The 26,486-nt window shown below is 35.5% G+C and carries 30 protein-coding genes; 16 read left to right on the top strand and 14 right to left on the bottom strand.

The window, feature by feature from the left end; all coding sequences use genetic code 11:
- Positions 1–72: 72 nt before the first annotated feature.
- From murB to CLU97_RS16790, 3 genes are read right to left on the bottom strand one after another with little or no spacing between them, the layout of a single operon-like run.
- Positions 73–1,086, bottom strand: coding sequence for a UDP-N-acetylmuramate dehydrogenase (murB, locus tag CLU97_RS16800; protein WP_121488955.1), 1,014 nt, complete (start codon positions 1,084–1,086; stop codon positions 73–75).
- A 3-nt stretch (positions 1,087–1,089) separates the two neighbouring features.
- Positions 1,090–1,572 (bottom strand): hypothetical protein, encoded by a 483-nt coding sequence (locus CLU97_RS16795; protein ID WP_121488954.1) that lies wholly within the window; start codon positions 1,570–1,572, stop codon positions 1,090–1,092.
- Between the two features lie 10 nt (positions 1,573–1,582).
- The gene (locus CLU97_RS16790; RefSeq protein ID WP_105701883.1) at positions 1,583–2,788 is read right to left on the bottom strand and encodes a pyridoxal phosphate-dependent aminotransferase; all 1,206 of its coding nucleotides are present in this window, start codon (positions 2,786–2,788) and stop codon (positions 1,583–1,585) included.
- A 215-nt stretch (positions 2,789–3,003) separates the two neighbouring features.
- On the opposite strand from CLU97_RS16790, the gene CLU97_RS16785 reads away from it, so the two are divergent.
- The 4 genes from CLU97_RS16785 to CLU97_RS16770 all read left to right on the top strand — a co-directional run bounded on the left by CLU97_RS16785 (position 3,004) and on the right by CLU97_RS16770 (position 8,826).
- Positions 3,004–5,586, top strand: a complete 2,583-nt coding sequence (locus tag CLU97_RS16785; protein WP_121488953.1) for a fibronectin type III domain-containing protein — start codon at positions 3,004–3,006, stop codon at positions 5,584–5,586.
- A 143-nt stretch (positions 5,587–5,729) separates the two neighbouring features.
- A complete protein-coding gene (locus CLU97_RS16780) occupies positions 5,730–6,914 on the top strand; it encodes a hypothetical protein (RefSeq protein WP_121488952.1) in 1,185 nt (394 codons plus the stop codon).
- 10 nt (positions 6,915–6,924) lie between these two features.
- Complete coding sequence (locus tag CLU97_RS16775) at positions 6,925–8,346, top strand: hypothetical protein (RefSeq protein ID WP_121488951.1); 1,422 nt, start codon at positions 6,925–6,927, stop codon at positions 8,344–8,346.
- Between the two features lie 24 nt (positions 8,347–8,370).
- The gene (locus CLU97_RS16770; protein ID WP_121488950.1) at positions 8,371–8,826 is read left to right on the top strand and encodes a DUF1801 domain-containing protein; all 456 of its coding nucleotides are present in this window, start codon (positions 8,371–8,373) and stop codon (positions 8,824–8,826) included.
- A gap of 348 nt (positions 8,827–9,174) precedes the next feature.
- Here the strand turns inward: CLU97_RS16770 and CLU97_RS16765 are convergent, their stop codons facing one another.
- The 4 genes from CLU97_RS16765 to CLU97_RS16750 are packed head-to-tail and all read right to left on the bottom strand — an operon-like array spanning position 9,175 to position 15,128.
- Entirely contained in the window at positions 9,175–10,440 is a 1,266-nt protein-coding gene (locus tag CLU97_RS16765) for a TolC family protein (protein WP_121488949.1), read from the bottom strand.
- Positions 10,430–13,525: an efflux RND transporter permease subunit gene (locus CLU97_RS16760; protein ID WP_121488948.1), complete on the bottom strand. Its 3,096-nt coding sequence runs from the start codon at positions 13,523–13,525 to the stop codon at positions 10,430–10,432. The genes CLU97_RS16765 and CLU97_RS16760 overlap by 11 nt, the downstream gene beginning before the upstream one ends.
- Positions 13,526–13,540: 15 nt before the next feature.
- Positions 13,541–14,641, bottom strand: coding sequence for an efflux RND transporter periplasmic adaptor subunit (locus CLU97_RS16755; RefSeq protein ID WP_121488947.1), 1,101 nt, complete (start codon positions 14,639–14,641; stop codon positions 13,541–13,543).
- A 4-nt stretch (positions 14,642–14,645) separates the two neighbouring features.
- Positions 14,646–15,128 carry an MgtC/SapB family protein gene (locus CLU97_RS16750; protein ID WP_121488946.1) on the bottom strand — a complete coding sequence of 161 codons (483 nt, stop codon included), beginning with the start codon at positions 15,126–15,128 and terminating at the stop codon, positions 14,646–14,648.
- A 360-nt stretch (positions 15,129–15,488) separates the two neighbouring features.
- Here CLU97_RS16750 and CLU97_RS16745 point away from each other — a divergent pair, with 360 nt between their 5' ends.
- The 3 genes from CLU97_RS16745 to CLU97_RS16735 all read left to right on the top strand — a co-directional run bounded on the left by CLU97_RS16745 (position 15,489) and on the right by CLU97_RS16735 (position 18,070).
- Positions 15,489–16,073: an EamA family transporter gene (locus tag CLU97_RS16745; RefSeq protein ID WP_228437760.1), complete on the top strand. Its 585-nt coding sequence runs from the start codon at positions 15,489–15,491 to the stop codon at positions 16,071–16,073.
- Between the two features lie 151 nt (positions 16,074–16,224).
- On the top strand, positions 16,225–17,421 hold the full coding sequence (locus tag CLU97_RS16740) for a tyrosine-type recombinase/integrase (RefSeq protein WP_121488945.1): 1,197 nt from the start codon (positions 16,225–16,227) through the stop codon (positions 17,419–17,421).
- A gap of 73 nt (positions 17,422–17,494) precedes the next feature.
- Positions 17,495–18,070, top strand: coding sequence for a hypothetical protein (locus CLU97_RS16735; protein WP_121488944.1), 576 nt, complete (start codon positions 17,495–17,497; stop codon positions 18,068–18,070).
- Between the two features lie 88 nt (positions 18,071–18,158).
- Here CLU97_RS16735 and CLU97_RS16730 read toward each other — a convergent pair whose 3' ends face one another.
- Positions 18,159–18,902: a S24 family peptidase gene (locus CLU97_RS16730; RefSeq protein ID WP_121488943.1), complete on the bottom strand. Its 744-nt coding sequence runs from the start codon at positions 18,900–18,902 to the stop codon at positions 18,159–18,161.
- A gap of 25 nt (positions 18,903–18,927) precedes the next feature.
- Between CLU97_RS16730 and CLU97_RS16725 the strand changes: the two genes are divergently transcribed.
- Positions 18,928–19,284: a hypothetical protein gene (locus CLU97_RS16725; protein WP_121488942.1), complete on the top strand. Its 357-nt coding sequence runs from the start codon at positions 18,928–18,930 to the stop codon at positions 19,282–19,284.
- Here the strand turns inward: CLU97_RS16725 and CLU97_RS16720 are convergent.
- Complete coding sequence (locus CLU97_RS16720; protein WP_121488941.1) at positions 19,229–19,672, bottom strand: hypothetical protein; 444 nt, start codon at positions 19,670–19,672, stop codon at positions 19,229–19,231. The genes CLU97_RS16725 and CLU97_RS16720 overlap by 56 nt on opposite strands.
- A gap of 188 nt (positions 19,673–19,860) precedes the next feature.
- On the opposite strand from CLU97_RS16720, the gene CLU97_RS16715 reads away from it, so the two are divergent.
- From CLU97_RS16715 to CLU97_RS16695, 5 genes are read left to right on the top strand one after another with little or no spacing between them, the layout of a single operon-like run.
- Entirely contained in the window at positions 19,861–20,136 is a 276-nt protein-coding gene (locus CLU97_RS16715; RefSeq protein WP_121488940.1) for a hypothetical protein, read from the top strand.
- A gap of 1 nt (position 20,137) precedes the next feature.
- Entirely contained in the window at positions 20,138–20,413 is a 276-nt protein-coding gene (locus tag CLU97_RS16710; protein ID WP_121488939.1) for a hypothetical protein, read from the top strand.
- 12 nt (positions 20,414–20,425) lie between these two features.
- Complete coding sequence (locus tag CLU97_RS16705) at positions 20,426–21,304, top strand: hypothetical protein (RefSeq protein WP_121488938.1); 879 nt, start codon at positions 20,426–20,428, stop codon at positions 21,302–21,304.
- A 5-nt stretch (positions 21,305–21,309) separates the two neighbouring features.
- Positions 21,310–21,801, top strand: coding sequence for a terminase (locus CLU97_RS16700; protein ID WP_121488937.1), 492 nt, complete (start codon positions 21,310–21,312; stop codon positions 21,799–21,801).
- Positions 21,794–22,066, top strand: coding sequence for a hypothetical protein (locus CLU97_RS16695; RefSeq protein WP_121488936.1), 273 nt, complete (start codon positions 21,794–21,796; stop codon positions 22,064–22,066). Before CLU97_RS16700 ends, CLU97_RS16695 begins: the two co-directional genes overlap by 8 nt.
- Positions 22,067–22,203: 137 nt before the next feature.
- On the opposite strand, the gene CLU97_RS16690 is transcribed toward CLU97_RS16695, so the two are convergent.
- The 5 genes from CLU97_RS16690 to CLU97_RS16670 form a co-directional block, all read right to left on the bottom strand.
- Complete coding sequence (locus CLU97_RS16690) at positions 22,204–22,839, bottom strand: antA/AntB antirepressor family protein (RefSeq protein ID WP_121488935.1); 636 nt, start codon at positions 22,837–22,839, stop codon at positions 22,204–22,206.
- 182 nt (positions 22,840–23,021) lie between these two features.
- Positions 23,022–23,372 (bottom strand): hypothetical protein, encoded by a 351-nt coding sequence (locus tag CLU97_RS16685; RefSeq protein ID WP_121488934.1) that lies wholly within the window; start codon positions 23,370–23,372, stop codon positions 23,022–23,024.
- A 28-nt stretch (positions 23,373–23,400) separates the two neighbouring features.
- Positions 23,401–24,120, bottom strand: a complete 720-nt coding sequence (locus CLU97_RS24405) for a phage antirepressor KilAC domain-containing protein (RefSeq protein WP_410493400.1) — start codon at positions 24,118–24,120, stop codon at positions 23,401–23,403.
- A 134-nt stretch (positions 24,121–24,254) separates the two neighbouring features.
- Entirely contained in the window at positions 24,255–24,569 is a 315-nt protein-coding gene (locus CLU97_RS16675; protein ID WP_121488932.1) for an SH3 beta-barrel fold-containing protein, read from the bottom strand.
- A gap of 8 nt (positions 24,570–24,577) precedes the next feature.
- Positions 24,578–24,796, bottom strand: coding sequence for a hypothetical protein (locus CLU97_RS16670; protein WP_121488931.1), 219 nt, complete (start codon positions 24,794–24,796; stop codon positions 24,578–24,580).
- A gap of 175 nt (positions 24,797–24,971) precedes the next feature.
- Here CLU97_RS16670 and CLU97_RS16665 point away from each other — a divergent pair, with 175 nt between their 5' ends.
- From CLU97_RS16665 to CLU97_RS16655, 3 genes are all read left to right on the top strand, one after another.
- A complete protein-coding gene (locus CLU97_RS16665) occupies positions 24,972–25,217 on the top strand; it encodes a helix-turn-helix domain-containing protein (protein WP_121488930.1) in 246 nt (81 codons plus the stop codon).
- Between the two features lie 115 nt (positions 25,218–25,332).
- A complete protein-coding gene (locus tag CLU97_RS16660; protein ID WP_228437758.1) occupies positions 25,333–25,884 on the top strand; it encodes a hypothetical protein in 552 nt (183 codons plus the stop codon).
- Positions 25,881–26,384 carry a hypothetical protein gene (locus tag CLU97_RS16655; protein ID WP_121488928.1) on the top strand — a complete coding sequence of 168 codons (504 nt, stop codon included), beginning with the start codon at positions 25,881–25,883 and terminating at the stop codon, positions 26,382–26,384. The genes CLU97_RS16660 and CLU97_RS16655 overlap by 4 nt, the downstream gene beginning before the upstream one ends.
- Positions 26,385–26,486: the final 102 nt, after the last annotated feature.

Genomic DNA, 26,486 nt, shown 5'->3' with positions numbered 1-26,486 from the left:
TGATGCTTAAATTTAAATATTATGTTTGTGAGAAAAAGTTATTTATTCTTCTGTTTTTTATGAATGTTATTTTTAGAAAATATTGACTTCTCTTTCCAGTTCTATCCCAAATTTTTCTTTCACAGAATTAATGATTTCAGTAGAAAAATCGAAAATTTCTTTCCCGGTAGCCTTTCCTGTTGCATTGATGATCACCAGCGATTGTAATGTGTGTGAAGCTGCATTTCCGATCTGCTTTCCTTTCCATCCACACTGCTCAATCAGCCATCCTGCAGGTACTTTTACCATGTCTCCATTAGGATAGCCCTGAATATTTTCAAATTTCTTTTTCAACACTTCAAACTGAGCTAAAGGAATTGTTGGGTTCTTGAAAAAACTTCCGGCATTCCCAATTTCTTTAGGATCCGGCAGTTTGCTTTGTCTGATATTAATGACCGCTTTGGAAACATCCTGAATAGTTGGGTTTTCGATTCCCAGATTTTCCAGTTCAGATTTGATTGCTCCATACTCGGTTTTGATAAGGTGATTCTTTTGAGTAAGTTTAAAAGTAACTTCCAGAATTACATATTTTCCCTTTCCTTCCTGCTTGAAAATAGAATCTCTATATCCGAATCTGCATTGCTCAAGATTGAATGTTTCAACTTCAAGGTTTTCCAGATTCAAGACTTTGCAACTTACAAACACATCTTTAATCTCCGTTCCGTAAGCTCCAATATTCTGCATGGGGGAAGTTCCTACATTTCCGGGAATTAAAGAAAGATTTTCCAATCCGCCGAAATTTTTCTGAAGGCAGTACATTACAAATTCATGCCAGTTTTCCCCTGCTTTTGCGGTTACCAGTACCTCATTTTCATTGATGTGCTCCTCAGAAATACCTTTTAAATTCAGTTTGATAGCAAGGCCGTTAAAATCTTTAGTCAAAAGAATATTACTTCCGCCTCCTAAAAACAGAATCTGTAGAGTGTTTTTCTTTGAAAAGATAAGCGCCTCTTTTAATTCGTCAATACTATTGATTTCCGTAAAATAACGGGCTTTGGCTTCAACACCAAATGTGTTATAAGGTTTTAATGAAAAATTTTCCTGCATGTTTTATTGGTATTCTTTGGGAAGAATCTTGTCTAGTTGTTCTTTAATTTGTTGTAGCTGCTTGTAATGCAAAGTATCCACAAAAGCATTTACATAGATATGTGATTTTTTCGGAGTACGGATCTGGAAGGTTTCATCTATTCCGTTTACAGACTGTTGGCTGGGAGAACTTTTGATATGGTCAAGATCTGCAATTTTGACTGATGAAATGAGACTTTTCCAAGTGTCATGACTAATGGAAGATGCCCATGCTTTATGGGTTTTATTAGCAGTCTTTCCTTTTTCTGCAAAAACGGAATCTTTTGTAACTTTGATAATTCTGTAATTTCCAAGATTTCCCTCGACATGAGATACACTGATGAATGTAATTTCGTTCGAATTTTTATGGGAAACAGATTCAGTTTTTTTTGAATCACATGAAAAAAATGCCGACAGCAAAAAGATCGAAAACAGGATTTTCAGATATGTAATTTTTGTTGTCGGCATCGTATATAATTTACAGGCTGAATTCTTCTCTATATTTCTTTAGAGCTTCTTTAAGAATTTCAGCACTTCTTTTTAAATCTTCTTCTTTCAGAACGTAAGCAATTCTTACCTGCTTTTTACCTAATTCCGGGTTACTGTAGAATCCACCTGCCGGAGCTACCATGATAGTCTCATTGTTAAGAGCATATTTCTCCAATAGCCATTGTGCAAATTTTTCTGTATCATCTACCGGAAGTTCAGCAACACAGTAAAAAGCACCTCTTGGTTTAGGGCAGATTACTCCAGGAATAGCATTTAAAAGATCAACCAGTACATTTCTTCTGTGAGTATATTCTTCTCTTACTGCTCTGATATAAGGACCATCGTTCTGGTGTGCGGCTGTTGCTGCAATTTGTCCCAATAGAACAGGGCTTAACCTTGCCTGAGCGAAAAGCATCGCTGCATTACGAATTTTGTTGGAACGGGTAACCATGCATCCGATTCTTACTCCACACATAGAATAACGCTTGGATTCAGAATCAATGATGATACAGTTTTCTGCCAATTCTGGGAAATCAAGCATTGAGATTTGCTGTTTTCCATCATATACATATTCTCTGTATACTTCATCGGAGATGATTACGATGTCATATTTTAAAGCAATTTCTGCAAGCTTTTGAAGCTCTTCACGGGTATACAGGTATCCTGTAGGGTTTCCTGGGTTACAAATGATAATTGCTCTTGTTTTTTCTGTAATTTTTTTCTCAAATTCTTCAACAGGAGGTAAAGCGAAACCTGTATCAATGGTAGATGGCACTGCTACTACATTTACATCGAAAGTGCTGGTGAAACCATTGTAGTTAGCATAATAAGGCTCAGGAATAATTACTTCGTCACCTTCGTCACATAAAGTAGAGATGGCAAAGTTAAGAGCTTCAGAACCTCCGTTGGTCACAATGAAGTTATCAGGAGTAAGATCTGAAAAACCTAAAGAATGATAGTATTCTGTAAGTGCTTTTCTGTATTCTATATTCCCTTCAGAAAGCGCATATTCCAATACTTTTAAATCGATGTTTTTTAAAGCATTTAAAGCTGTTTCCGGAGTTTCAATATCAGGCTGTCCGATATTAAGGTGATATACTTTTATTCCTTTCTGTTTTGCTTGTAACGCAAAGGGAACCAGTTTTCTTACCGGCGATGGCGGCATATGCAGTGCTCTGTTTGAAATATTCGGCATTGTTCAAAAAATTTGTATGACAAAAATAGGATTTAATTTCTCAATAATAAAATTAAGGATGAATAAGAAGCAGACCAATATTCTTTAATCTTTCGTAATTTTTTAAATTTACAAATGCTGATATTTAACTCTGATTGAAAATATTTTAAATTATTTTTAAAAATAACTTTTTTGTATTGTTATTTTTCCTAAATTTCGCCACAAATGTGATCAAAATGGCAATAAATTTATTTTCTAGAGTGGTGCCCGCCATCGCTCTCTTCTCAGCCAGTGTAATGATGGCTCAAAATTATCAAACTATGCCGGTTGCTTCAGGCTATACGGCAGATGTAATTGCAAACGGAATAGGTTCCTCATTAGTTTCCACAAACAATGATGTAGACGGAGTTTCTTACGCTTTTGTAGCGAAAGATTTTCAACTGACCTCTACAAGTACACCCCTTACTTATGGTCTTCCAACTGATGGAATTATTAATTCTGTCGTTGCCGGAACACCGGGATTGAGCTATATTTTAGGAAATTTAAGTGGAAATAATGCATTAAGGTTAGCCGCTGCAAATGATAGCGGAACGCTTACTTTTACTACTCCTAAACCTGCTTTTACCCTGTATATGCTCTCTACCAGTGGTAGTGGAACATCCGTAGTGAATGTAACCGTCAATTTTTCTGATGGCAGCAGCCAGGTATTTTCCAATATAAGTCTATCTGACTGGTATGGAGGAGCCAATTTTGCCGTACAGGGAATAGGAAGGATCAAAAGAAGTTCAGATGCTCTGGAATCCAGTACTACAGATCCGAGACTTTACCAGACCCCATTAGCTATAGATGCTGCAAACCAGGCAAAACCAATACAGAGTGTAGCAGTAACCAAAGCAAGTGGCGCAGGGTATCCTAATATTTTTGCTTTTTCAGCAGATGTATACTCAGACTGTGTGCCTCCAACATTGCAGGCGGTTTCAGGGATCACAGCTAACTCAGCTTTAGTTTCCTGGACAGCTCCAACCAATGCGGCAAGTTATGATGTATATCACAGTACTTCCAATACAACACCTGCTGGTTCGGTAACTCCTACTTATCCGGGAGTAACAGGTACAAGCACAACAATAGGAGGTCTTAATTCAAATACAACCTATTATTATTGGGTAAGATCCAACTGTAACACTGCAACCGGCCAGAGTGTATGGTCTTTTGCAGGAACATTTAAAACAGCTTGTTCTACTTTCACGGTTCCATACACAGAAAATTTTGATACGACAAGTGTTGGTTCTACTTCAAATACTAATGCCCCAAGCTGCTGGTCATATCTGGAAAGTGCATCATTTGCAGGTTATGGATATGTAACGACATCAAATAATTATTCAGCACCCAATGCTTATTATATGACTAATTCAAGTGCTACTACGGGTAGCCAGATGTTAGTTGCACCTCCTACTACAAACCTTTCCGATGGTACCAAACGTGTAAGATTTTATGCAAAAAGCGGCGGAAGTAATTATACATTATTAGTGGGGACGCTTTCAAACCCTGCAGATCCGGCATCTTTTACACAAATAGGTTCTCCTATTGCTTTGACAACTACCCACACACAGTATACGGTAAATATTCCTGCGGGTTCTGATTTGCAGTTAGCCTTTAAACATGGTTTAGGAGGTACTTCCCGTTCTATTTATATTGATAATATTACCGTTCAGAATATTCCTTCCTGTTTTGAGCCAACTGCAGTTACATCATCAAACGTTACCGCAAATTCAGCAGCAATAGGCTGGACGGCTCCTTCTTCAGTTCCTGCAAGCGGATATGAAGTATATTACAGCACAACGAATACAGCGCCTGATGCTACTACAGTTTTGAATGCTGCGAACTCTGTATCTGTAACTTCTGCTGCTGTTTCTGCGCCATTAGGTGGGCTGCAGCCATCTACTACATATTATGTATGGGTGAGATCCAGCTGTAGTGCATCTGATAAGAGTATATGGAGTGCTACCTCTACACAGTTTACAACACTTTGTGTTCCGATAACTACACTTCCTTGGAGCGAAAATTTTGATGCAATGGCTACTACAGGTTCTGCGATTATTCCAAATTGCTGGAAACAAACTCCGGGAGGAAGTTCATCTACAAATAATTTTACGTCAGCAAATGCTTCTCAGCAAGGATATAATGATCCTAAATCTGCACCTAATTATCTGACGATTTATTATCCATATACCAATGCTGCTTATTTATGGACACCTACATTTACTTTAACTGCGGGAACGTCATATGAATTTTCATTCTATTGGGTAGGAGATGGCTATGCAGGTTGGCAGAATGAAGTATTGGTAAACAACGGACAGACAGTGACCGGAGCAACCAGTTTAACAACATTTATTACGGCTGATCAAACAGCTGCAGGGGGAAGTAACAGTACTGCTTATAATAAAGTTACCGTTTCTTATACGCCAACGTCTACCGGTGATTATTCATTTGGAATTAAAACTTTAAATACAACAACAGCTCCGTATTATATGGGATTTGATGATTTTTCGCTTACACAGTCCAATTTATCAACTGCTGAAACATCTGTGAAGAAAAAAGAAATCACTGTATATCCTAACCCTTTCAAAGATGTTCTGCATTTGGCTGATATTAAAGATGTGAAATCTGTAACGGTTACAGATGTAGCAGGAAGAGTAGTGAAAACTATTGATAATCCAACTACGGAACTTCAGTTAGGAGAATTGAATTCTGGTTTATACTTAGTGACAATGAACTTTAAAGATGGTTCAAAATCAACAGTAAAAGCCATTAAAAAATAAAATTTTTTGAGTTAATAATTTCTGTAGGCAGCCGCATTCGTGTGACTGCCTTTTTTATGCTCAGATTAAATAATAACTGGACAAAATATTATTCAAAAATGTTGATGAAATTATTATACATTTGCACCGGAAACTATGACACTATGAATAAACTTAAACTGCTTTTTTTAATACCATTATTTTATTCCGAATTTTCGCAAGCTCAGAGAATTGATAAAGAAACGATCAGTTTTCAGCTTTTAAAAGAACCCGTTTTTCCTACGGAACTTTCCAGCAGAACGTATACGGTTACAGTAAAATCGCCTTATAATATCACCAAAGATGATGTAGTGAGATTGTCGAAAGAAGATTATCAGAGAAAGGTTGATAATTATCAGACGAATGTTGAAAATGCGAAATATGAACACCAGGAAAGATTAAAAGATTATGATGCTGAGGTGAAGAAACTTCAGGAAAAATATAAACTGGAATCTGCCGAATACAGCAAATTATCGGCTGTTGAAAAAATTGCAGCAACCAATGGAGCTCCTACGCTGAGACTTCCTTCAAGACCTATCCTTAACATTCCTCCAACACCGGTTTACCAGCAGCCTGATCTGAGAGATGCTTTAATTGTGGATAATAAAATTCTGGCTTCTCAAATAGATGTAATTGGTTTTTCAAAAGGTGGAAATTATCTTGACATTGTTATTGAAATGGAGAGAACGAATTTTCAGGATAATCAGGGGAAAACTTTCGCCAACCAGCCAACACGAATTATTGCGAAACAAGGTGGAGCCGTAAAACTGGATAAAACCTATTTCTCAGATTTTGCTGAAGTAGCAAGCGTTCCAACCAATGAAATTAATCTGAATGCCCAGGAGAAAAGATATCTTCAGAGAACGATAGACCGTACAAGAAATATCATTAATGAAAATTTCGGGTATCAGACCATCAATTCCACAGTGGCATTAGCAACTGTAAAAAATAAAGGGGAATATGATGATCTGGAGAAAGCCTATATCTACGTTACAACCAATCTGAAAAAACTTCAGGCCAAATCGGATTATCCACCGAATAAAGTGGCCATGGAAAATATGCAGAAAGGAATCGATCTTTGGAAAAGTGCTTTAACAAAAATAAATTATAACGACAAAAAAGCGCTTTACAATCAAAAGATAGGAGAGTACCTTTATTTTAACCTGATCAGATTAAATATCGCTTTAGGAAATTACCAGGAAGCAGAAAAATATTTAAATGAATTACAGGAACATCTGGTAGATATCAAATTATCCTACGATGCTAATCTTGAACTGAAAAGATTAGAAGAAAAAATTTATAATAACTAAAGAAAACAATATGATTAAACAGATTATTGCTTCGGCTTTAATTACAGCTTCTGTGTACTCTTATGCACAGACGAAAGTGACTGAAGGAACAAAATTCACCGTAGATGCCAATCTTGAAACTGATGATAAACTGGTATTGGCAGATGATTACAATTCTTACATGTTCAGCGCGATCAATATTGACGGATTGATGAGAAATGTTTTTCCTCATAAGAAACTACTGATGAGAAAACTGGATCAGAATGGAAGTCTTGTAGATACTTATGTAAAAGATTATGCCAATAAAACAAACGGTGTGCTTCACAATTATCTTGGATCACAGCAGATAGATGATGATAAATTTATAGCATTTACGGAAGAATATTTCGGAAAAGAAAACAGAAAAGAAGTTTTTCAACATGTTTTCAGCAGAAAGGAAGGAACATTTACGACAAAAAGTATTGCAAAATACAGCATTGAATCTACCAACAGATCAGGAACAACTTATGTTCTTTTCTCAGAAAACGGGAAATATGCTGCGATCTTCAATGACAGATTTGCCAACAAAAAAACAGAGAATGTGAATGATGTTCTGGTATTGGATCTGAGAACACTTACTCCGGTTTGGAACAAAGAAATCACATTAAGCAGTGATTATGTTGAAAAGTCTCTGACATTAACCAACTCAGCTAAAATTGTTGTTTTACGTAAAGCTGCGGGATGGAAAGAATCTTATAAACTGGAGCTTGTTTCCAATACGGAAGATAAAGACCTTCCGTTTGATGATAAATATATTCCTGAAAAATTATACGCATTCAGTAAAAATGACAATGATTATCTGGTGACTTTTGGAAGAAAAAATGCAACAGTTACTGTTGGATCAAGTACTTTCGGAACGGTAATGTATTATGATATGAAGTCTGGAAAAGCGGTAATCAGTAATACCAACTTAGCTGGAAGCAAAGATATGAACGATGTGAAGGTGATCAAAACCATTGTAAAAGGGGATGAGGTTTTAATGGCTGTTCAGCAGGAAACTGTAACAAGACCGATGCCTACAACAATGAACCGTTTCCCTGATCCTGTTTATTCATTGGATGCGGGAATGCTGATCAAGTTTGGTAAAGAAGGAGATGTAAAGCAATTTGTTGCGGCAGGAACTTCTACAGGAAAAAGAATTCATCTGGTTGAAGCGGGAGACAAGCTTTATATTTCTGCATTCTATCCTAAAGGAGCATTTGGAAATACAGGATTTTCTATGAAAGTTTTTGATTTCGCGAATCTGAAACCTCAGGAAGTAAGCCTTGATTATAAAGGAAGAAATTTCTTTCAGAACTACGGTTTTGCAGACGGAAATATGATTCAGTACGTTCCGAATGTGAACAAAATGATGTTCCTTCAAAAGAGCAGCAAAGATGTTCAGATGTTCAATGTGTACAATTTTATAAAATAATCGTATTTTAGAAAAAAATACAATATGCAGATTCAGTCAGTTTCCATAGAAGATTATATCTCCAAGATTCCCGAAGAAAGACAGGAAGCTTTCAAAGAACTTTACGATACGGTGAATGATAATCTCCCGAAAGGTTTCGAAGAAGCTACGAATTACGGGATGATAGGCTGGGTAGTTCCTTTGTCAACATATCCTGCCGGATATCACTGCGCACCCGGAACACCGCTGCCATTTATCAATCTGGCTTCTCAGAAGAATTTTATAGCATTGTATCATATGGGACTGTATTCCACGCCGGAACTTTTGGACTGGTTTGTAGCGGAATATCCTAAACATTCCAAAAAGAAACTGGATATGGGAAAATCCTGTGTCCGGTTCAAAAAAACAGAAGATATTCCTTTTGAACTGATCGCTGAACTCAGTAAAAAAATGACTGCAGAGGACTGGATCAAAATTTATGAATCGCAGTATAAGAGATAAAAAAGCCCGGAAATCTACTAGATTTCCGGGCTTTTTTATGCTGGAGGCGGGAAGACTTGAAGCTGGAAGTTATATTTGTGTTTTTAGATTTATTGATTGCCATTTGATGATAATTTTTTGAGTTTTTAAAAATTATTGATATTTATATACAATTTTACATTAATCCTGCTGCCCTCTGTCATTCTGAATGTAACGTAGTGAAATGAAGAATCTAGGCTTTACATGGGATTCTTCCTTCGTCAGAATGACAATGCTGTAAAATTGTATATAGTTGCCAAATTAATAAAATGATTTTCATCCATCCACCGGCTTCCATAGCCCTCCTTCCTCCAGCTACCTTCTTCCCTCCTAAAAATGAATATCCCAGATTCCCGCTTTACGTTCAAGCTCAATCAAAGCAGCAGCATTATCGGCAAGCGCCTGATAATAATCTTTTCGTATATTGTTATAGGTTCTCTGGGCATTCAGCACTTCAAGAATAGAGCTTTCACCTCTTTTGTAGCTGTAAGTAATTCCTTCCAGAATACTTTGTGCTTCAGAAAGCATTCCGTTATGGAATTGTTTGAGTTGTTTCTGCGTCGCTGTATATTGTTGATACGCCTGCATTACTTCAGCTTTTATGCTTTGTTCAATCTGCTTGTATTCAACCTCTGCCTGAGAATGGGCTATTTCAGCAATCTTCAATCCTGCATTTCTCCTGTTGGAAAACTTTAAGGGAATACTGATCCCCATTTTTACAGCATTTACAGTTGGGGAAGGCGCAATTTCGTTGGTAGCTTCAGTATGTCGTTCTGCTCCGGCGCTGATTCCCAAGTCGATGATACGATTGGCTTTTTCAAGATTGATTTGGCTTTTGGCAACCTCCGTATTTTGTTTGGCTGCCAATAAATCTGCTCTTTCATTCAAGGCCTGAAGAATCAGATCATCAATGCTGAAATCTCTGTTGAAGGTATTAAAATCTCCGGCAACATCTCTGCCTGTCATTCTGCTGTCTCCAAGAAATACAGATAAACCGGTGATCGCCTGCTGTTCTGCACTTTCTGCCTGATATACTTCATTAAGTAAAGAAGCTGCTTCCAGCTTACTCTGTTTAGAAGTGACTAATGTTATAGTTCCCAATTTGTAGCGGATACTGTCGGATTTTGCCAGCTGCTGCATATTTTTATAAGAATCCTGCTGTACATCAAGCAAAGCTTTAAATTTTAAAGCCTCAATATATCCTAAACTGGCATCCGCACGGAGATTTCTGAAAAAATCCTGCAATTGTATCTTGCTCAGTTCAGACTGGTTTTTGGCAAGATTAACTCGGGCTTTTCTTTTTCCACCCAATTCAAGCGTCCAGCCGATGGAGGCTCCGTAGACATACCCCATATTCTGCTTCACTCCGTTATTGGTGGTTTCCATTTCCAGTTGTGGATCAGGAAACATATTAGCCGTCTGGATAGCTGCTTCAGCCATACTTACATTATATTTCTGAGAAGCGTAACCCAGGTTTTTATTTCCAACAAGACTCAGGTATTCTTCAAATGGTAAAAGCTCTTTTTCCTGCGCCTTTATCTCTGTAATGCTGAATAATATTACAGATAATATGATAATTTGAACTTTAATTTTCATTTGATTCTAAATTTTGTTTTTCGTTTCGGCGTTCAGCCATAAAATAAATAGCAGGCAGCACGAATAGGGTTAAAATAGTAGAGAACATCAGCCCATATACGATTACGGTTGCCAGTGGACGCTGCACATCAGAACCGATTCCTGTGGCCAGTGATGCAGGGAAAAGTCCGATTACAGCAACTGTTGCGGTCATTAGTACAGGTCTGAAGCGGTCTTTTGCACCTTTAATAGCAGCCTGTTTCAGTTCGTATCCTTTCTTACGCAGATCGTTGATATGAGAAATCATAATAACCCCGTTCTGGATGGCAACTCCAAAGAGAGCGATGAATCCTACTGCTGAAGAGACATTCAGAGACATACCTCTTATATTGAGTGCGAGCATTCCACCAAATAATGCCAGTGGAACAATAGACATCAAAACCAAAGCCTGTCTGAAATCTCCAAATGCACCATATAATAGTAAGAACATAATCGCTAGCGCCAACGGAACAATAAATGCCAGTCTGGAATAGGCTCTGTTTTGATTTTCAAACTGTCCGCCCCATTTAATCTGGTATTTTTCATGATCGTATTTAATATCTTTTTCAATTTTATCCTGTGCATTTTTCAGGAAAGAAGAAAGATCGGTTCCTCTAAGATTCAGCTTTACCGTAAGATGTCGTTTATTCATTTCTCGGGTAATGGTGCTTTCTCCGGTGCTCAGTTTCACTTCTGCTACCTGTGATAAAGGGATTTTTGCTCCTGAAGCTGAGGTGAGCATTAGATTTCCGATTTTATCAGGAGTATCACGACTGTCTTCTGTATAACGGCATGAAATATCATATACCTTATTGCCAATAAAGATCTGGGAAATGGCTTTCCCTCCCAAAGCGACTTCAATAAGATCGGCAACATCTGATACATTCAAACCATACTGAGCAATTTTGTCTCTGTTGGCAATAATCTGCAGTTGAGGTAATGGCGGTTCCTGATCAATGGCAAGGTCTGCAGAACCCGGAATTTTATTTAAAGTTGACAATACATTTTCTGCAATTCGTCTGGTTTCTTTAAAATCTTCCCCATAGACTTTTACCACCAGTTCACTGTGGGCTCCTGAGATTTTATCCATTACTCCGTCAATCATAGGCTGTGAAAACCCTACGGTGAATCCCGGCATGTCTTTGTAATCTGCTGCCAGTTCTTTGATGAGGTCTGATTTTGTTTTTCCTGATGGCCATTCGCTGTAAGGTTTTATCCCTACTGAAACTTCAAAATGGGAAGCTGTCCATGGGTCGGTACCGTCATCATTTCGGCCAGCCTGAACCATCATATAAGTAATTTCAGGATGTTTTAAAGTACGGGCACGTAAAGTATCACTCATTTCTTTTGATTGGGCTAAAGAAATTCCGGGTGGCAGCTGTACCTGCAGCCATATAGAACCTTCATCAAGATCCGGAAGGAAGTCTTTTCCTACATTGTATGAAAGAATTCCGGCAGATATCAGGACCAGCGCAATAGGAATGATAACTCTTTTGGGAGTCTGCATTATTTTTTCAATGCTTTTTCCATAAGCTGTGCTTAATTTTTCCAGCCATTTATTGTGATAGATCTTTTGTGGTTTTCTATAAATCACATAAGCCAATCCGGGAATCAGAAGCAATGCTACAGCAAGTGCTCCCAACAGTGCATATCCTACAGTGAAAGCCATGGGGGTAAATAATTTTTTTTCTACTCTTTCAAAAGCGAATAAGGGCAGATAAGCGGTAATGATAATGATGGTAGAAAAGAAAATAGGTTTTGCTACCTCAATCACTCTTTGGGTAATGGTCTTTTCTTCCAGTGTTTCTTCAGAGTTTTCTTCTCTTTTCTTCAGAATAGTTTCCAGCATGACGATGGCTCCGTCTACAATAATTCCAAAATCAATCGCTCCCAGTGAAAGCAGATTGGCGGGAATATTGGTGAAATGCATTAATATAAAAGCAAATAACAAAGAAAGCGGAATGGTAATAGCCACTAATAATGCACCACGCCAGCTTCCAAGAAATACAATCAACACAATAATAACCAATACAATTCCTTCGGTAAGCGTATGGGAAACTGTGGTAAGTGTTGTTTTTACAAGGTCTGTTCTATCCAGAAAAGGATGGATTTTTACTCCTGAAGGAAGTATTTCATTATTGAGTTCTTCAATTGCTTCATGTACTCCGTCCAAAACTTGCGAAGGATTTTGACCTCTCAGTAAAAGAACAATTCCTTCCACACTTTCAGAATAATTTCGTTTTCGGTCTGTGTAACCAAGAATTCCTTTTCTTTCCAGATTTCCATATTTCAATGTTCCTACATCATTCAGAAAAACAGGGACGCCATTTTGTGTTTTTACCACAATTTTTCCAAGATCATCCAAGTCTTTTACCAAACCTATTCCTCGGATGACATACGCAAGATTTCCGCGGGGAAGCATACTTCCTCCGGCACTCACATTGTTTTTGGAGATCGTTTCGGTGACTTCTGACAGAGATAGTCCATATTGTTCAAGTTTATGTGGATCCAGCTCAATCTGAAACTGAGTGGTAATTCCCCCAAAATTGGTTACATCAGCAATTCCTGAAACCTGTTTAATACGGGGAATAATCACGAATTTCTGTAAATCCGTAAGTTCCCGCAGACTGTGGTTGTTACTTTCAATAATATAACGGTACACTTCGCCGATAGGAGAGGTGAGGGGATCTAATCCCGGTTGTGCACCATAAGGAAGTTCCACCTCCGTCAGCCTTTCCTGGATACGCTGTCTTGCCCAGTAATCATCTATACCATCATCAAAAACCATAGTAATAATGGAAAGTCCGAAGGTACTTTTGCTTCGCATCACATGCATTCCCGGAAGACCGTTCAGAGATCTTTCCAAAGGAATGGTAATTTGCTGTTCTACCTCTTCAGCGGCCAGTCCCGGAACCTGTGTTACCACCTGAGAAGTAACATCGGCAATATCGGGATAAGCTTCTATGGATAATCTGGTCCAGGAATAATACCCGAAGAATCCCAGTAAAAGGAAAAGGGCAAGCATCAGCCATCTCTTCTGTATAGAGATTGTTAGTAATTTCTTCATTGTTTTTCATTTACATTATTTTGCATCCAGCATATAAATTCCTCCTTCAGTCATGATGGGTTCTCCGGGTTGTAAGCCTGATATAATTCTTACTGTTTTCTGATCAGTTTCTCCTGTTGTTACAGAGCGTTTTGCATATTGACTCTTACCTGTTTTTACCCATACATACTGGGAATTGTCCTGTTGCATCAGAGCGGTTACGGGAATCATAACCGTTTTTTCAGGAGTTGTTGAAAAATTAACGGTAGCATACATGCCTGGTTTTAATTTTCTATCCGGGTTATCACATTCAATAAGGACTTTTATACTTCGGGTATCTTCGTCTACAATTTCATTGATGTGGTATACTTTTCCGGTAATATTCCTGTCAGGATAGGCACTTATTTTTACAGAAACCTGATCTCCTTTATTGACAAAACGGATGTCTTTTTCTTTTACATCACCGGAAATCCAGACTTTTGATAATTCTGCGATGATCATTACCGGATCGTCATCTTCTTTCAGATACTGGCCGTTTACAATTTTGTTGGAAATAATTTCTCCGCTAATGGGAGCTCTTACAATAAGGGGGCTTCCTATGCCTCCGCCTTTACTGTTATAGACTTTTAAGGCAGAAGAAGCATTGGATAGGGATGTTTTTTTATTTTTAAAATCGGTTTCCGCTTCATCCAGTTCTTTCTGAATACCTACTCCATGCTTGACAAGATCCTGCTGGCGTCTGTAATTTTTTTCTGCAAGCTGTACATCATTCAGTGCATCTGTATAATCCTTTTGAACCGAAAAATAATCTGAGGAAAGGATTTCAAAAAGTGGGCTTCCGGCAGAAACATTTTGTCCAAGCTGAATAAACGATCTTGTAATTCTTCCGGAAAAAGGGCTGGCAATTTCCGCATAATGATTGGGAATGGCCTGAATTGTTCCTGCTGAAACCACTCCATCACTGTGTTCCTGTTCGGTAACGACCTGCGTTTTGATTTTTTTGAAAACAGGATGGTTTTCCGGAACTGTGATCGCATCACCGCGGGCTATTATTTCTTGTTCTTTGTTCTGCTGAGGTGTATTGTCTTTACAGGAAACTGCAAAGAGAATAATACTACTTAAGATTACTTTTTTCATGATCTTAATACAATTGAGTGCTATTGCTGATTTTTATTTTTTTTGGATTGCTTTTCTTGGTACTGAACAGCTTTTTGCTCCTGGCTTCTTTTTGTGAGGATAGAGAGGGTCTCAAAAATATATTGGTAGAGACAATGAAGAAGACGGTAATGAGTGCTTCTATGGGATATCCCAGAGCACATAATGCGCCTATTGCTGCGGAACACCATAATGTGGCTGCAGTATTGAGCCCTCTTACGGTAAGGCCGTCTTTCATGATAACACCACCACCCAGGAAACCGATGCCACTGACAATATATGAGGTAATTCTTCCGGCGGCATCACCACCTATTCTGATGGCAATTAATACGAAGGCTGCAGAGCCGATACATACCAGAGTATTAGTGCGAAGGCCTGCATTTTTTTTACGCCACTGTCTTTCGAAGCCAATGCTGGCACCCAGAGCCAATGCTGTAAGGAGGCGTAGGGTAAATTCAAATGTATTCATAACTTTTCCTGTTTTTATAAAGCTTTTCAGCTGTACGGGAAAAGGGAGTACAACTAAAGCTTTTAAGATTGATAATTACTGTAAGGATCTGAGTCCATATGCTTTATTTTTTACTGTGCAAAAGTAGAAATGACCTCCTTTTTTTACCGTTAGAAAAGCTTTAGAATGTTATTAGGAAATCATTAGAGAAAATCTGTGCGAAAATTTATATGGAATCTGTACCCATTATAAAACATAAAATTTCAATACATTTGGAACGGATAATTTTTAAATAATATTTCTCACGATTTGTCATGTGAGATAAGAGATTGTTTAATCCCGGAACTTCTTCCAAAACCTTTTGAAATCTATATTTTTGAAATGAAAAAATCAAACATAGCAATACCAGCTACGCTTTTAGCGATTATCTGTGTGCAGGGAGGTGCTTCTATTGCGAAGCAGCTTTTTCCGGCTATTGGAGCTATTGGTACGGTTACTTTAAGAATTGTACTTTCAGCTGTTTTGCTTACATTGATTAACCGTCCAAAATTTTTACAGTTTAACAGTCAGAAATGGAAATATTGCGCCATGTACGGAGTTGGGCTGGCCGCAATGAATCTTATTTTTTATATGGCTATTCAAAGAATTCCTTTGGGACTGGCGGTTACGGTGGAATTTGCAGGACCTTTGTTTCTTGCTTTAGCTTTGTCCCGTAAACTGCTTGATGTTATATGGGCACTATTGGCTTGTTTGGGAATTCTGCTGATTGTTCCGTGGCATAATGATCATGTTGATTTAATAGGTCTTGGACTTGCCTTTCTGGCAGGGATGTTCTGGGCAGTGTATATCGTAATGGGCGGTAAGGTTTCCAAAATAATGGATGGAAAAGATGCCGTTACTACAGGGATGATATTTGCCAGTCTTGTGATTATTCCTTTTACCATATGGGGAAAAGTGATAATATAAAGAATATTGCTTGTGAATTGTTCTGAACCGCATGTATAGGGTGTATTTGGTGTGTTTATTAATTCTTAGTTGTAAAATAATCTATTTAAATTATATATAAAACAGGTATAAAATAGTAATTTTGTTCAGACATTTTTCAGACATTTTTCAAATGGAAATAGAAATAAAACTCGACAAAAGCAAGTTAAGAAAAAAAGGGCATCCGGTTATCATAAGTATTTTTGTAAGTAAAACTGATAGGCAGTACCCGGTTACTGGGTATTATTCCATGCCTGAAGATTGGAATGATCAGAAAAATATACCAAAGAATTCGCATCCGTTGTATTATGGTCTAATGGAGTTTGTCCACAAAACCAATATGAAAATTAACAAAATTCTTGAAAGGAGGACATTAATGTCTTCTGAGGAAATAAAGAATTTTATATTAAATGGCAATCCTGATTCCCTTGTGAAATTCTGGGAAAAATATATTGATGAAATAAAAAATACTGGAAGCAAAGGAAATGCAAAGGCTTATGAAGATAGATTAAAGGCTTTGACCTCATTTAAGTCAGATGTTCTTTTCAAAGAAATTACTTACGATTTTTTAGTCAGGTATAAAGAGTTTCACTTTTCTAAAAAAACTAAAACAGGAAAAAAAGCGGTTTCAAATAATACAATGATATTGTATTTAAAAACAATGAAGTCAGTAATGAAAGAAGCTAGAAAAAGAAGGCTGTATGTACCGGAAGATTCATATGATCCTTTTGATGGAATATACCCAAAATCAACCCCAACAATAGATAAATATCTTTCTATTGATGAAATGAGATCTATTGTTAAATTTGACTACAAGCATAAATTTTATGATTTCTTTATTCTTTGTTTTTTGCTCGGAGGAATCGATTATATTGACCTTAAAAATTTAACTTATGATCATGTAAAAAATGGGAGGATAGTTTTTGAGAGATTCAAAGGGGGAACCCATGAAGTGATTAATAATTACGTATTTCCGCATGCCTGGGTGATTTTAGAAAAATACAAAGATGATAGCGGTTACTTGATCCCAATTCATCAACTGGAAAAAGAAAGATTTCAGTTTAGAGACTCTTATATGCATAAAATAAGAAGGTGGATAAAAGGTATAGGTATTGATTCGTATGTTTCAACCAAAACCCCCAGGTATACTTTTATCAATATAGGGAAGCAGCTACTTTTAAGCCGTGATATTATCATGGAATTAACTGGGCATTCTCATGGGGATGTACATTCTATATATGAAGGTAAATACCCCGACCATGTAAAAGATGAGGTGCACAGAAAAATAATTGATGCTGTTTTCTTAGACTGGATGAATGAAATTAAGTAATATTTTATGCGTCATTTTTTTTATCTAAATACACTATTGTAATTTTTGTAAATTTACAGGCAAATCTTTTAGCATGGAAAATATATGGAAGTTTGATGTTGTAATGTGGGATAAGCTAACGAAAGATTCAGCTAATTTTTTGCTTTCACAGTCAGAAAAATATCTTAATGAAACAGTTGATAGCTCCAAAACAATTTCAGAAAAATCAAACAAGCTTATTGCTTTAATTGCCCCAGGATCAATCGCATTGTTAGTTTATATTTTGAATAAACTAAACGAAGGCTGTAGTTTATTTGAATTTGTGTTTTTGTCAGCAGTTTTATGCATACCCGTTTTATTGAGGAGTATTTATTTTCTTTATAAAAATATAGGTCATTATAAGGTATTCGTATCCGGAGAGCTTCCTAAAAATATAGCAACCAAAGAATTTATTGATAATGACTTTGATGAAAACGAACAGTACATTAATTATGTCATAAATTCTTTGGAGCACATACAATATAAGATCGACCAGAACACAATAAACAACGAAATACGATCTCTCAATAACGAAAAAGCATTGAAAAATCTATTATTTCTCCTTGCTTGTCCCGTTGTTTCCTTTGTCGTTATTAACTGGTTTTTGATTCTTTGTTACTGCTTCGGCTGATGTTACTGGATTGGTAATTCGTGCTTTTGGTTCTTTTGGATTTTCATTTTGATTACTCATAATTATATATTTTAAAGTGATTTTTTAATCAAAGTCTATTATATCTTACTGAAGCGTTTACGATTGCAATTGTTTTTATTTTAGAAAGCAAAATGTCTTTAGGTTCATGATGCTGATTATATGAAGCTAATTGAATATAGTCTTTTCCTAATTCAGATTTCTTTACATATTTTATTACTTTAAACTCACTATATTCATCTTCTCCTAAATATTCAACATAATACATTTCACCATAAATAATGTCAAGCCTATTAATTATCTTTAAAGCAACAATATCTCCTGACTTTAGCAAAGGATACATTGAATCTCCTGTCATAAAAATAGCACCGTCACTTTTTGGTAGGTTGGGAATACTAATATAACTTAATATATTTCCCGTTTCAGAACCATTAAAAACTTCTACAAGCCCCAGTGTAGCAGTTGAATCATATACAGGTATAGTTTGAATTTCAATTGGCGTATCAAATGTTTTTCTATTGCTTGGTAGTTTATCTATATTATCAGGAGATACTAATTTTATATTGTCTTTTTTTTCAGGCTCGTTAAGCATTGATCCTTCTCCAAATAATAATTTATATTCATCAGCACCGTATAATTCATTTAATTTTTTAGCTGTACCTTTTCCTATGCTTTTAGATCCATTAATTATGGCTGAAACATATTGTTGAGAAACGCCTAAAGCATCTTGAACCATTTTAGGTGTAATTGAATTTAATTCTAAAAACCTTCTTAGGTAACTACCTTTTTGGTTGTTGTTTGTTTTTTCTTTCATATATTTGCTTTAAAATTAATTTGTTATGAATGAAAAAATTAAGAAAAAGAAGTTCAAAAAATATAAATCATTTTGCTCATCTTTATTTTGTAAAACACAATTAGAAAGTCTTTGGAAAGAGATTTTATTTAATAAAACCGAAATCTTTGATTCTAAATATTTTTACGAAAAAGATAAACAAGCATATACTAATAGATTAACCATTATTGAAGAGCGTATTGAATCATTAGAGAAAAGTCAATGCATTTTAAAACATGATCTGCGCCTTTCAAAGCTGGATCTAAAAGAAGAGAATGTTTTTTGTCACAGTTTGATCATTCTTTCTATTATACTGTCAGGATTATCTGTATTATTAAGCCTAATAGCGCTAATGCTGCGATGATAACAGACCAAATAGATACTTTTAAGGATGCTTTTACATCTTTTTTTGTTTTATCATAGTCCTCTAAAGTTTTCTGAACTAATTCTAATTCGTGCTTTAATTTTTCATATTCTTTTTTTTCTTTATTCTTTTTCTCTTCGGTTTCTTCCTTTTGAAATTGTAAATATTTAAGCCAACCTCCAATTTCATAAACTTGTCTACCAAACTGTGTAATCCTATAAAATTCCATGTTTACATCTATGACTAAATTCTGTTGGACCAAGTATTTCATTACTTGAATCTCTTTATTATTTTCCACTATTCTCGGTAGTGAATATAGTCCTGATGTGCTTTTGTAGACTTCTGCTAAGTAAAAATCACACTTATTGTCAAATTCTTCTGATGTCATGAATAAAATTTTTCTATCTGGTTTTCAGAAAGTTAATTAAAACAACCGTAAAAGTTGTGTTTTAAATTTGTAAACAACCAAAAAGGTTGTATATTTGTATCATTATTACAGCACGATGCAAAGTTAGCTAAAAGATGTTGTTTAAAAAAATAGTAAAAACACGATAATTTATTTAAAACAAAAAATGTATGGAAGTATTACAAAGTGGAAAGCCTATATGTGAAGATCTTTCAAAATTTCTTAGAGACTTCACTTCACCAAAGGATATGGCAGATGTATCAACTGAGACTTCAGTTAGTTTATCAACAATTAGAGATGTAAGATTGAGACGTAACAATATATCTGACGATAATAAAAAAGCGATCATCAGATTAATGCAGAAGGCAGATGTAAACGCTGACAATAAGATTAAGGATGCGAAAAAAGGCAAAAAGTACATCAAACAAATCTTAGACTGCATTTGATATGGAAACTGAATTCATTATTCCTAAAGGCTATGTATTAGTTCCGGATAGTTGGGCAGAGAAATATTTTAACAGGTCATTTTGGTCAGACATTCAAGACCCTACAATAAAAGAGATTTCGGAATACTTGCAAATCAGTGTTGAAAAAATCAAGAAGGATCTTCGAAATATAGATTGTCCACTTAGAAGATCACATAAGGGTAAATCCGGGAGAGGTAATCAGAGTAAATTCCACAAGTACTCAGTAGAAGAATACAAAGACTGGATAAGAAAATAAAACCTACAAATAATGATAATAGATCTTTTTTTAGTTGCTCTGGTGGCGTTATTGATATTCTGGAATGTACACGATTCCTCTGTTTACACAGACTATCTGTTCCATGGTAAGTATTACGAAGAGCCAAAATTTGCATCAAATCAATATGAAGATGTAATACTTCCGGCTATGCTTACGGAAGATGTACGCCCAAAAGAACTAAAAGAATTCTACGTAAATGAATTATTCGACCCAATAAGAATGAATAGTACCGTTCTTGTGAATGAAAAGCGAAAAGCTGGAAATAAGTTTGACCCTCAGTTTTTGCAAAAAGCCGTAGCTTCTCAGGATGAGATTATGTACTATGATGGGGTGACAATGACTAGGGAAGCTAACGATAATTACGAGGCTACATTTTCATTTACTGACCTTAAAGACACGGGAGAAGACTCTTATGCTACTTTATTCTTGGGTATTAAGCAAGGAAAGGCATACGCTGTTGATGTGGTATACAATAAGAATAGCCTGCACGCCAACGAGGGTAAGTTAATACAAAAGACTAAAGATTATAAAACCTCTCAGAATTACGTAGAAAGCAACAGTAATCAATCATACATAGACAACGATTTAACATATAAAATTTATAATTTAAAACCAAGATACCAATCAAACAATAAGCTTGAGAGAATAAAGTCTGTAAGGCATATCTTTAAGTTCCTTCATTGGTTCGAAGATCATCCAAACCCGGAATACCAAGACGCAATAGCACATATAAAACAATTCCCTTTTGCTCCTCATAAAAATTATGATGATGGCATAGAGGATGTGGTTACATATGCATTAGACTTTTTACAGGCTCAATATCCTTTTATCGTAACGGATGTAAGCTTTAATGTTGGTTATAAAAATTAAAATAGATGAAGAAGGTGAAAATAAAAGACGGAGCGCCCACAAAGTATAAAGAAGAATATAATGAACAGGTTCGTAAACTTTGCCTGCTCGGTTCAACGGATAAAGACATTGCTGATTTTTTTGAAGTGACCGAAACGACTATTAACAATTGGAAGTTAGAGTACCCTAACTTTTTTGAGTCCATAAAAGAAGGCAAGGAATATGCAGATGCAAATGTAGCAGACCGACTATATCAGAGGGCCTTAGGGTTCGAACATGACTCAGAAGAAATAAAAGTTATTGAAGGTGACATTAAAAGAGTTGCTATTAGAAAGGTGTATCCACCGGACCCAACAAGCGCTATATTTTGGTTGAAGAATAGAAAATCAAAAGCCTGGAGAGATAAGCAAGATAATGAGCCAGAGGAAAAGCCTTCTACATTAGACTACTCAAAACTAACTGATGAAGAATTAGAGACATTACGATTATTAACAGAAAAGGCAAAAAAGAATGAATAGTATTATTGAAAAAGTTAAAAGTTGGGTGTGTAAATATGCCTCCTTAAAATCTAATGAAAAGGTGGATGGATTCATGAAAGATCTGATTAAAAACCACGAATTTGAATTGCGGGAGGATGGGTTGTATCTTTCTATTTTTAAGATGAACAAGAAAGGATTTTTGGTATATCCTGAGGTATGCGACAAACTTAAAAACGGCCTTGGTAAGCCGTTGACAATGGTAAAAATGTATTTGAAGTATAAAAAATGTATTCTGAAAATTTAAATTTATATATTTGCAGTGAAGTATTATAACTATACTTCTCTATAATTGTGTTTTAGCCTTCATTCAACGAAGGCTTTTTCGTTTATAAAAACAAAAAAAACCACTCTATATGAGCGGGTTGTAAGTTATAAATATTTTTATGAGAATATAGTTTCGCTAAATATCTTATCAAGAACACTACTTGGGTATAATTTGACTCTACCAAACCTTGGATCAGGAACTTCATCTGTCGGAAAACCATTCTTCTTACATATGCTTGAAGCTTTTTTTCCTATACTTGCTGCCATTCTTAACCCAACTGTAACCTTATTCATAATTGCATAACCCATAACGGAAAAATAATCTGGTCTGGTGGTCGTTTTAGCCTCGATCATATTGACTTTTGATTCCAAAGCCTGGATTTGCTGTTGCTGCTGAATTTGACTCATTCTTAATTGAATGAATGGATCATTATAAAAAGTAGCTAAATTATTGTTGTGCGCTTTTTCCACATCAATAAAATATTTCCTAGCCTCCTTACCTTTTTCATTGCCCTCAACCATTGACAACTCTTTAGCACAGTCGATTGTTAAAGCGTATTCTATCAATCGTCCACCCGTTTCAATAATTTTATCGAAACGCTGAAAGTCTTGATTTTCAATAAATCCATACTTATTAATCCTGTTTTTAATCCAGTTTGAAAAATCCTGCTTACTTTCTAAGTAGCTGTGTAATTCTCTTGCGGAAACGGCTTTGTTACCGTTGTGTTCCGTGATTTTAATCAGTTCGTTCATTTATGTATTGTTTAAAATTATTTCAATTAAAAAAGCCACAATAAGGGGTTGTCGACACACATACTGAAAAAGTGTAACCCTTAAAGTGGCTTATATGATGAAGTTAAATATTTCTATTTAGCTGTATGTAGTCGACACTACAAATATACAAACATTGTTGATATAAACAACCAAAAAGGTTGTTATGCTGTTTTTTTAGTTATATAGAAATCCTTGATATACTTTAGCCATTCAAAGTATATGGAAAGGGCTAGCTGGTAGGCGTTTTCGAGAGTTCTGCTGAATATATTTTTTTCATATAAAAGCTCTAGATTTTCTTTTAAGTCTTCATCTTCTATATCCATAATCATTAAAGCGTTTTCAACACCCTTGTAGTTGATCTCAATGTCACACGGATCAGACTGGAGAGGATTAAAGGCGTTAAGAATAACACGCATGCCATCATATATCCTATTATATAATATGCTATCTGAAATAATATTAATGATTCCCTGTTCTTTTGCGGTTAGCGATGGTATGTTTGTTGTGCTCATATCTTTTATTTTTAAAATGTTGGTTTAATTAAGCTATTTTCTCGTTGTCTTTAATTATGTCATGAATAAATAATCTTCCTTTCTCCGTCCAGACGGTTTGCATTGACGTTTTTGTGCTCCCGGAAGTATCAGTGTAAGAATGGGTTTTGGTTTTAGTATATCCTTTGTTCTGATGTTTGCTGTATAATAGCCAAGTTCCATTCTGCTTGTACTGTACGTGCATGTCACATAGCATACGGTTTAATGTAACGGCACTCATGCCCAATTCCTTTGCTATCTGGTTAGTATTGTACGTACTCTCGCTCTGCAATACGTTATCAAAGTACTGAACCTTCGGAGCTTGTTTCTTAAGCTCATTAGATTGTAGTTCTATCTGCTCTGCCTGTTGGTATGCTAGTTTCAAAGCTTCGGCAAAAGATCCGGGAACATGGTATTGCGACTGCTGCAGTAAACTCTTCTCCATCTTGTTAAAAGCTTCTATATACTCCAATTTGAAATCCAACGCCTTTTTACCAGTGAAACCCATAACAAGCAAACTAAAGCCGTCCCGGTTCATTATGAACATGGGATATTGCTTACCTCTGTTTTCATAATAGCTTTCTTGGAAGAAAGATTTGGCGGCTGAATTTTGAGCCACGAGATTTTCAATATCTCTTAACACGTTCTTATGTTCCTTTTCAAACCTATCGGCAACCAACAGCGAGTTCGTTACTATGTTGCCATCATTTTTAAATACTAATTCTGTCATGATATATTTATTTTTTATTGTTGAAAATTTAAATGTCCCGAACAAAATCCATGTTTCCGTTATCGTTGCTTCTGTGAAAATAAAAGATACAGACCTCCTGAATTTTAAAATTTTATGTATTGCTCTTTTCATATTTATACCAAGTTTAATTTCTTAAATGAACGGAACGCCTGTACCTCGGTGTCATAGTAAACCTGAACGGTATCATTTTGCTTACGGTTGCTGTCTGATGATTCACTGGCCGGGATAAGATCAGCCTTAAGTGTTCCCCATGCTTCCCTTATGCTTCCGTCTACCTTCTGGAAGTAAAACTTCACAATTCCTTTCTTCATCTTCTCTGTAAGGTGGTAAAGCTTCCAAGCCTTCTTCAAACATTCCGCAAAAGCTTCTCCGGTTGTTCTAAAAAATTTCCAAGCGTTGCGCATAATGGTGGATAAAATCGTTTTCATATCTGTAATTATATTAGGTTAAAAAATTTTGCTTCTGTAGGATTTAATAATGGCTTGATCACTTCAATATCTTCACTCGATAACTCGGATAACTTTCTTTTCAAGACTTTCTCCAAGTTGTTCCAGAACTTCCAAGATCTACTGTCATCACATCTATGATACTCAGTATCCATTGCGTTAATGTTTCTTGCTATCTTCTCTGCTCTTTGTAATGATATTGTTGTCATCTTTGTTTGTTTTTGATGATACAAATATATACTAAAAGGTTAATATAAAACAAATAGTATTTACGTTTTATTTAATGTTTTCATTTAAGTTATTGATTTACAGGTGTAAAAATTTTATATATGTTTTTGTTAATAGTATTTGTATTGAATTAAAGAAAACATATATATTTGCATTATGGAAATATTAAGAATAAAAGAAGTTGCTAAACTGAAGGGATATAGCCTTGAAGATATATCTAGTAAATTAGGTATATCCTATGTTGCGCTTTACAAAAAATTAAAAACTGCCAAACTAGATACATTAAAAGAAATCGCAGAAATACTGCAATGCGATATTCATGAATTATTAGAACCAGGTTCTCAATATGCGCACTTTTACGATCCAAAAACCGAAGAGTGGCTGGGTATAAGGAAGAGGTAAGAAGTAGTAGCCTAACAACTAGGTATATGCACTATTAATTTAGTCTTTTTACAAATTATGGAAACCCGTAATGTGGTATGTGAAATTTTACTTTTCTTTGCGGGAAATTTTACAAATGAGAAAACTTTTATTAGTATTAATTATTACTGCGAGCTTGCCTTTTAAAGCACAAGAAATCAAAAAAGATGAAGTGCAACTAAAAACCAAAATGGACTTATTCACTTCAAAAACAGGTTCAATTATAAAGTTTACGGATACTAGGCTTCCGCCTTTAAAAACATCATATTCAGATGCTGAAACTAAAATTAGAAAAATAACGTCAGGGTCTAATACTTCATATTTCTATCAAATCGTAAAAGATGGTAAATATGCAAATAGTGCTGCTTCAATAGAATATAGTGATTTATTAGAAGTCATAAAAGCTTTAAAGGAGTTACAATTGCAATCTGAAAAAGACACAACTGCAAATCCTGATTATATTGAAAATAAATTCATTACAGTTGATGGTTTCCAAGTTGGGTATTATGTAGACAGATCAAAAAAAATCTGGTTCTTAAAATTAGAAAAGTACGGTTCAGACAATACGTTATTCATAAATGATGTTGTAAGTCTTGATACGGCATTTAATGATGCAAAAAATAAAATTGAAGAATTAAAACTCAAATGAAAAAACTTTTATTACTATTTATTCCTTTGGCTGTTGCGTTCTCTTGTGGGAGTAGCGATGATGAACCTAAAATTAATAACAATAATCAAAGCCAAACAACGAATTCTGATTTATTTGGTATTGTGGGTAAATATAGGGTTTATGCTTCAAGCGATGCAAATAACCCGAATAATACTTTCACGGTGTCGTCTGGTTGTATGTCAAATTGGACTATTGAATTTAAGACTGATAAGACTTTTGTTGAAAATAAACCTACTTTAAATCCATGCAAAGATAATATCATGACTGGCACTTATGGTCAGTGGAAATACTCGCCTTCAAGTCCTGATAGTATTATTAGTATAAAATATGACTACATTTGGCAATATGGGTGGCCTAGTGGATTGCGTTTATATAGAAATACAAAATCAGATAAAAGCAAATATGACTATAAGCTTATTAGGGGAAATGGAACGCTTTATACCCCTTATAACATTAATTATTATCTTAAAAAAATGTAAAATAAACTAACTTTAATATAAATCGGACTCACTGTTTTAAGGAGTCCGTTTTTATTTTTAATACGACGAGTTTTGTCGTTGCGGTGATATATATTTGTTTTA

It is taken from the genome of Chryseobacterium sp. 7 (assembly GCF_003663845.1).
GTDB lineage: Bacteria > Bacteroidota > Bacteroidia > Flavobacteriales > Weeksellaceae > Chryseobacterium.
The sequence above is the reverse complement of the archived record's forward strand: the minus strand, read 5'-3'. Positions and strand labels throughout refer to the sequence as shown.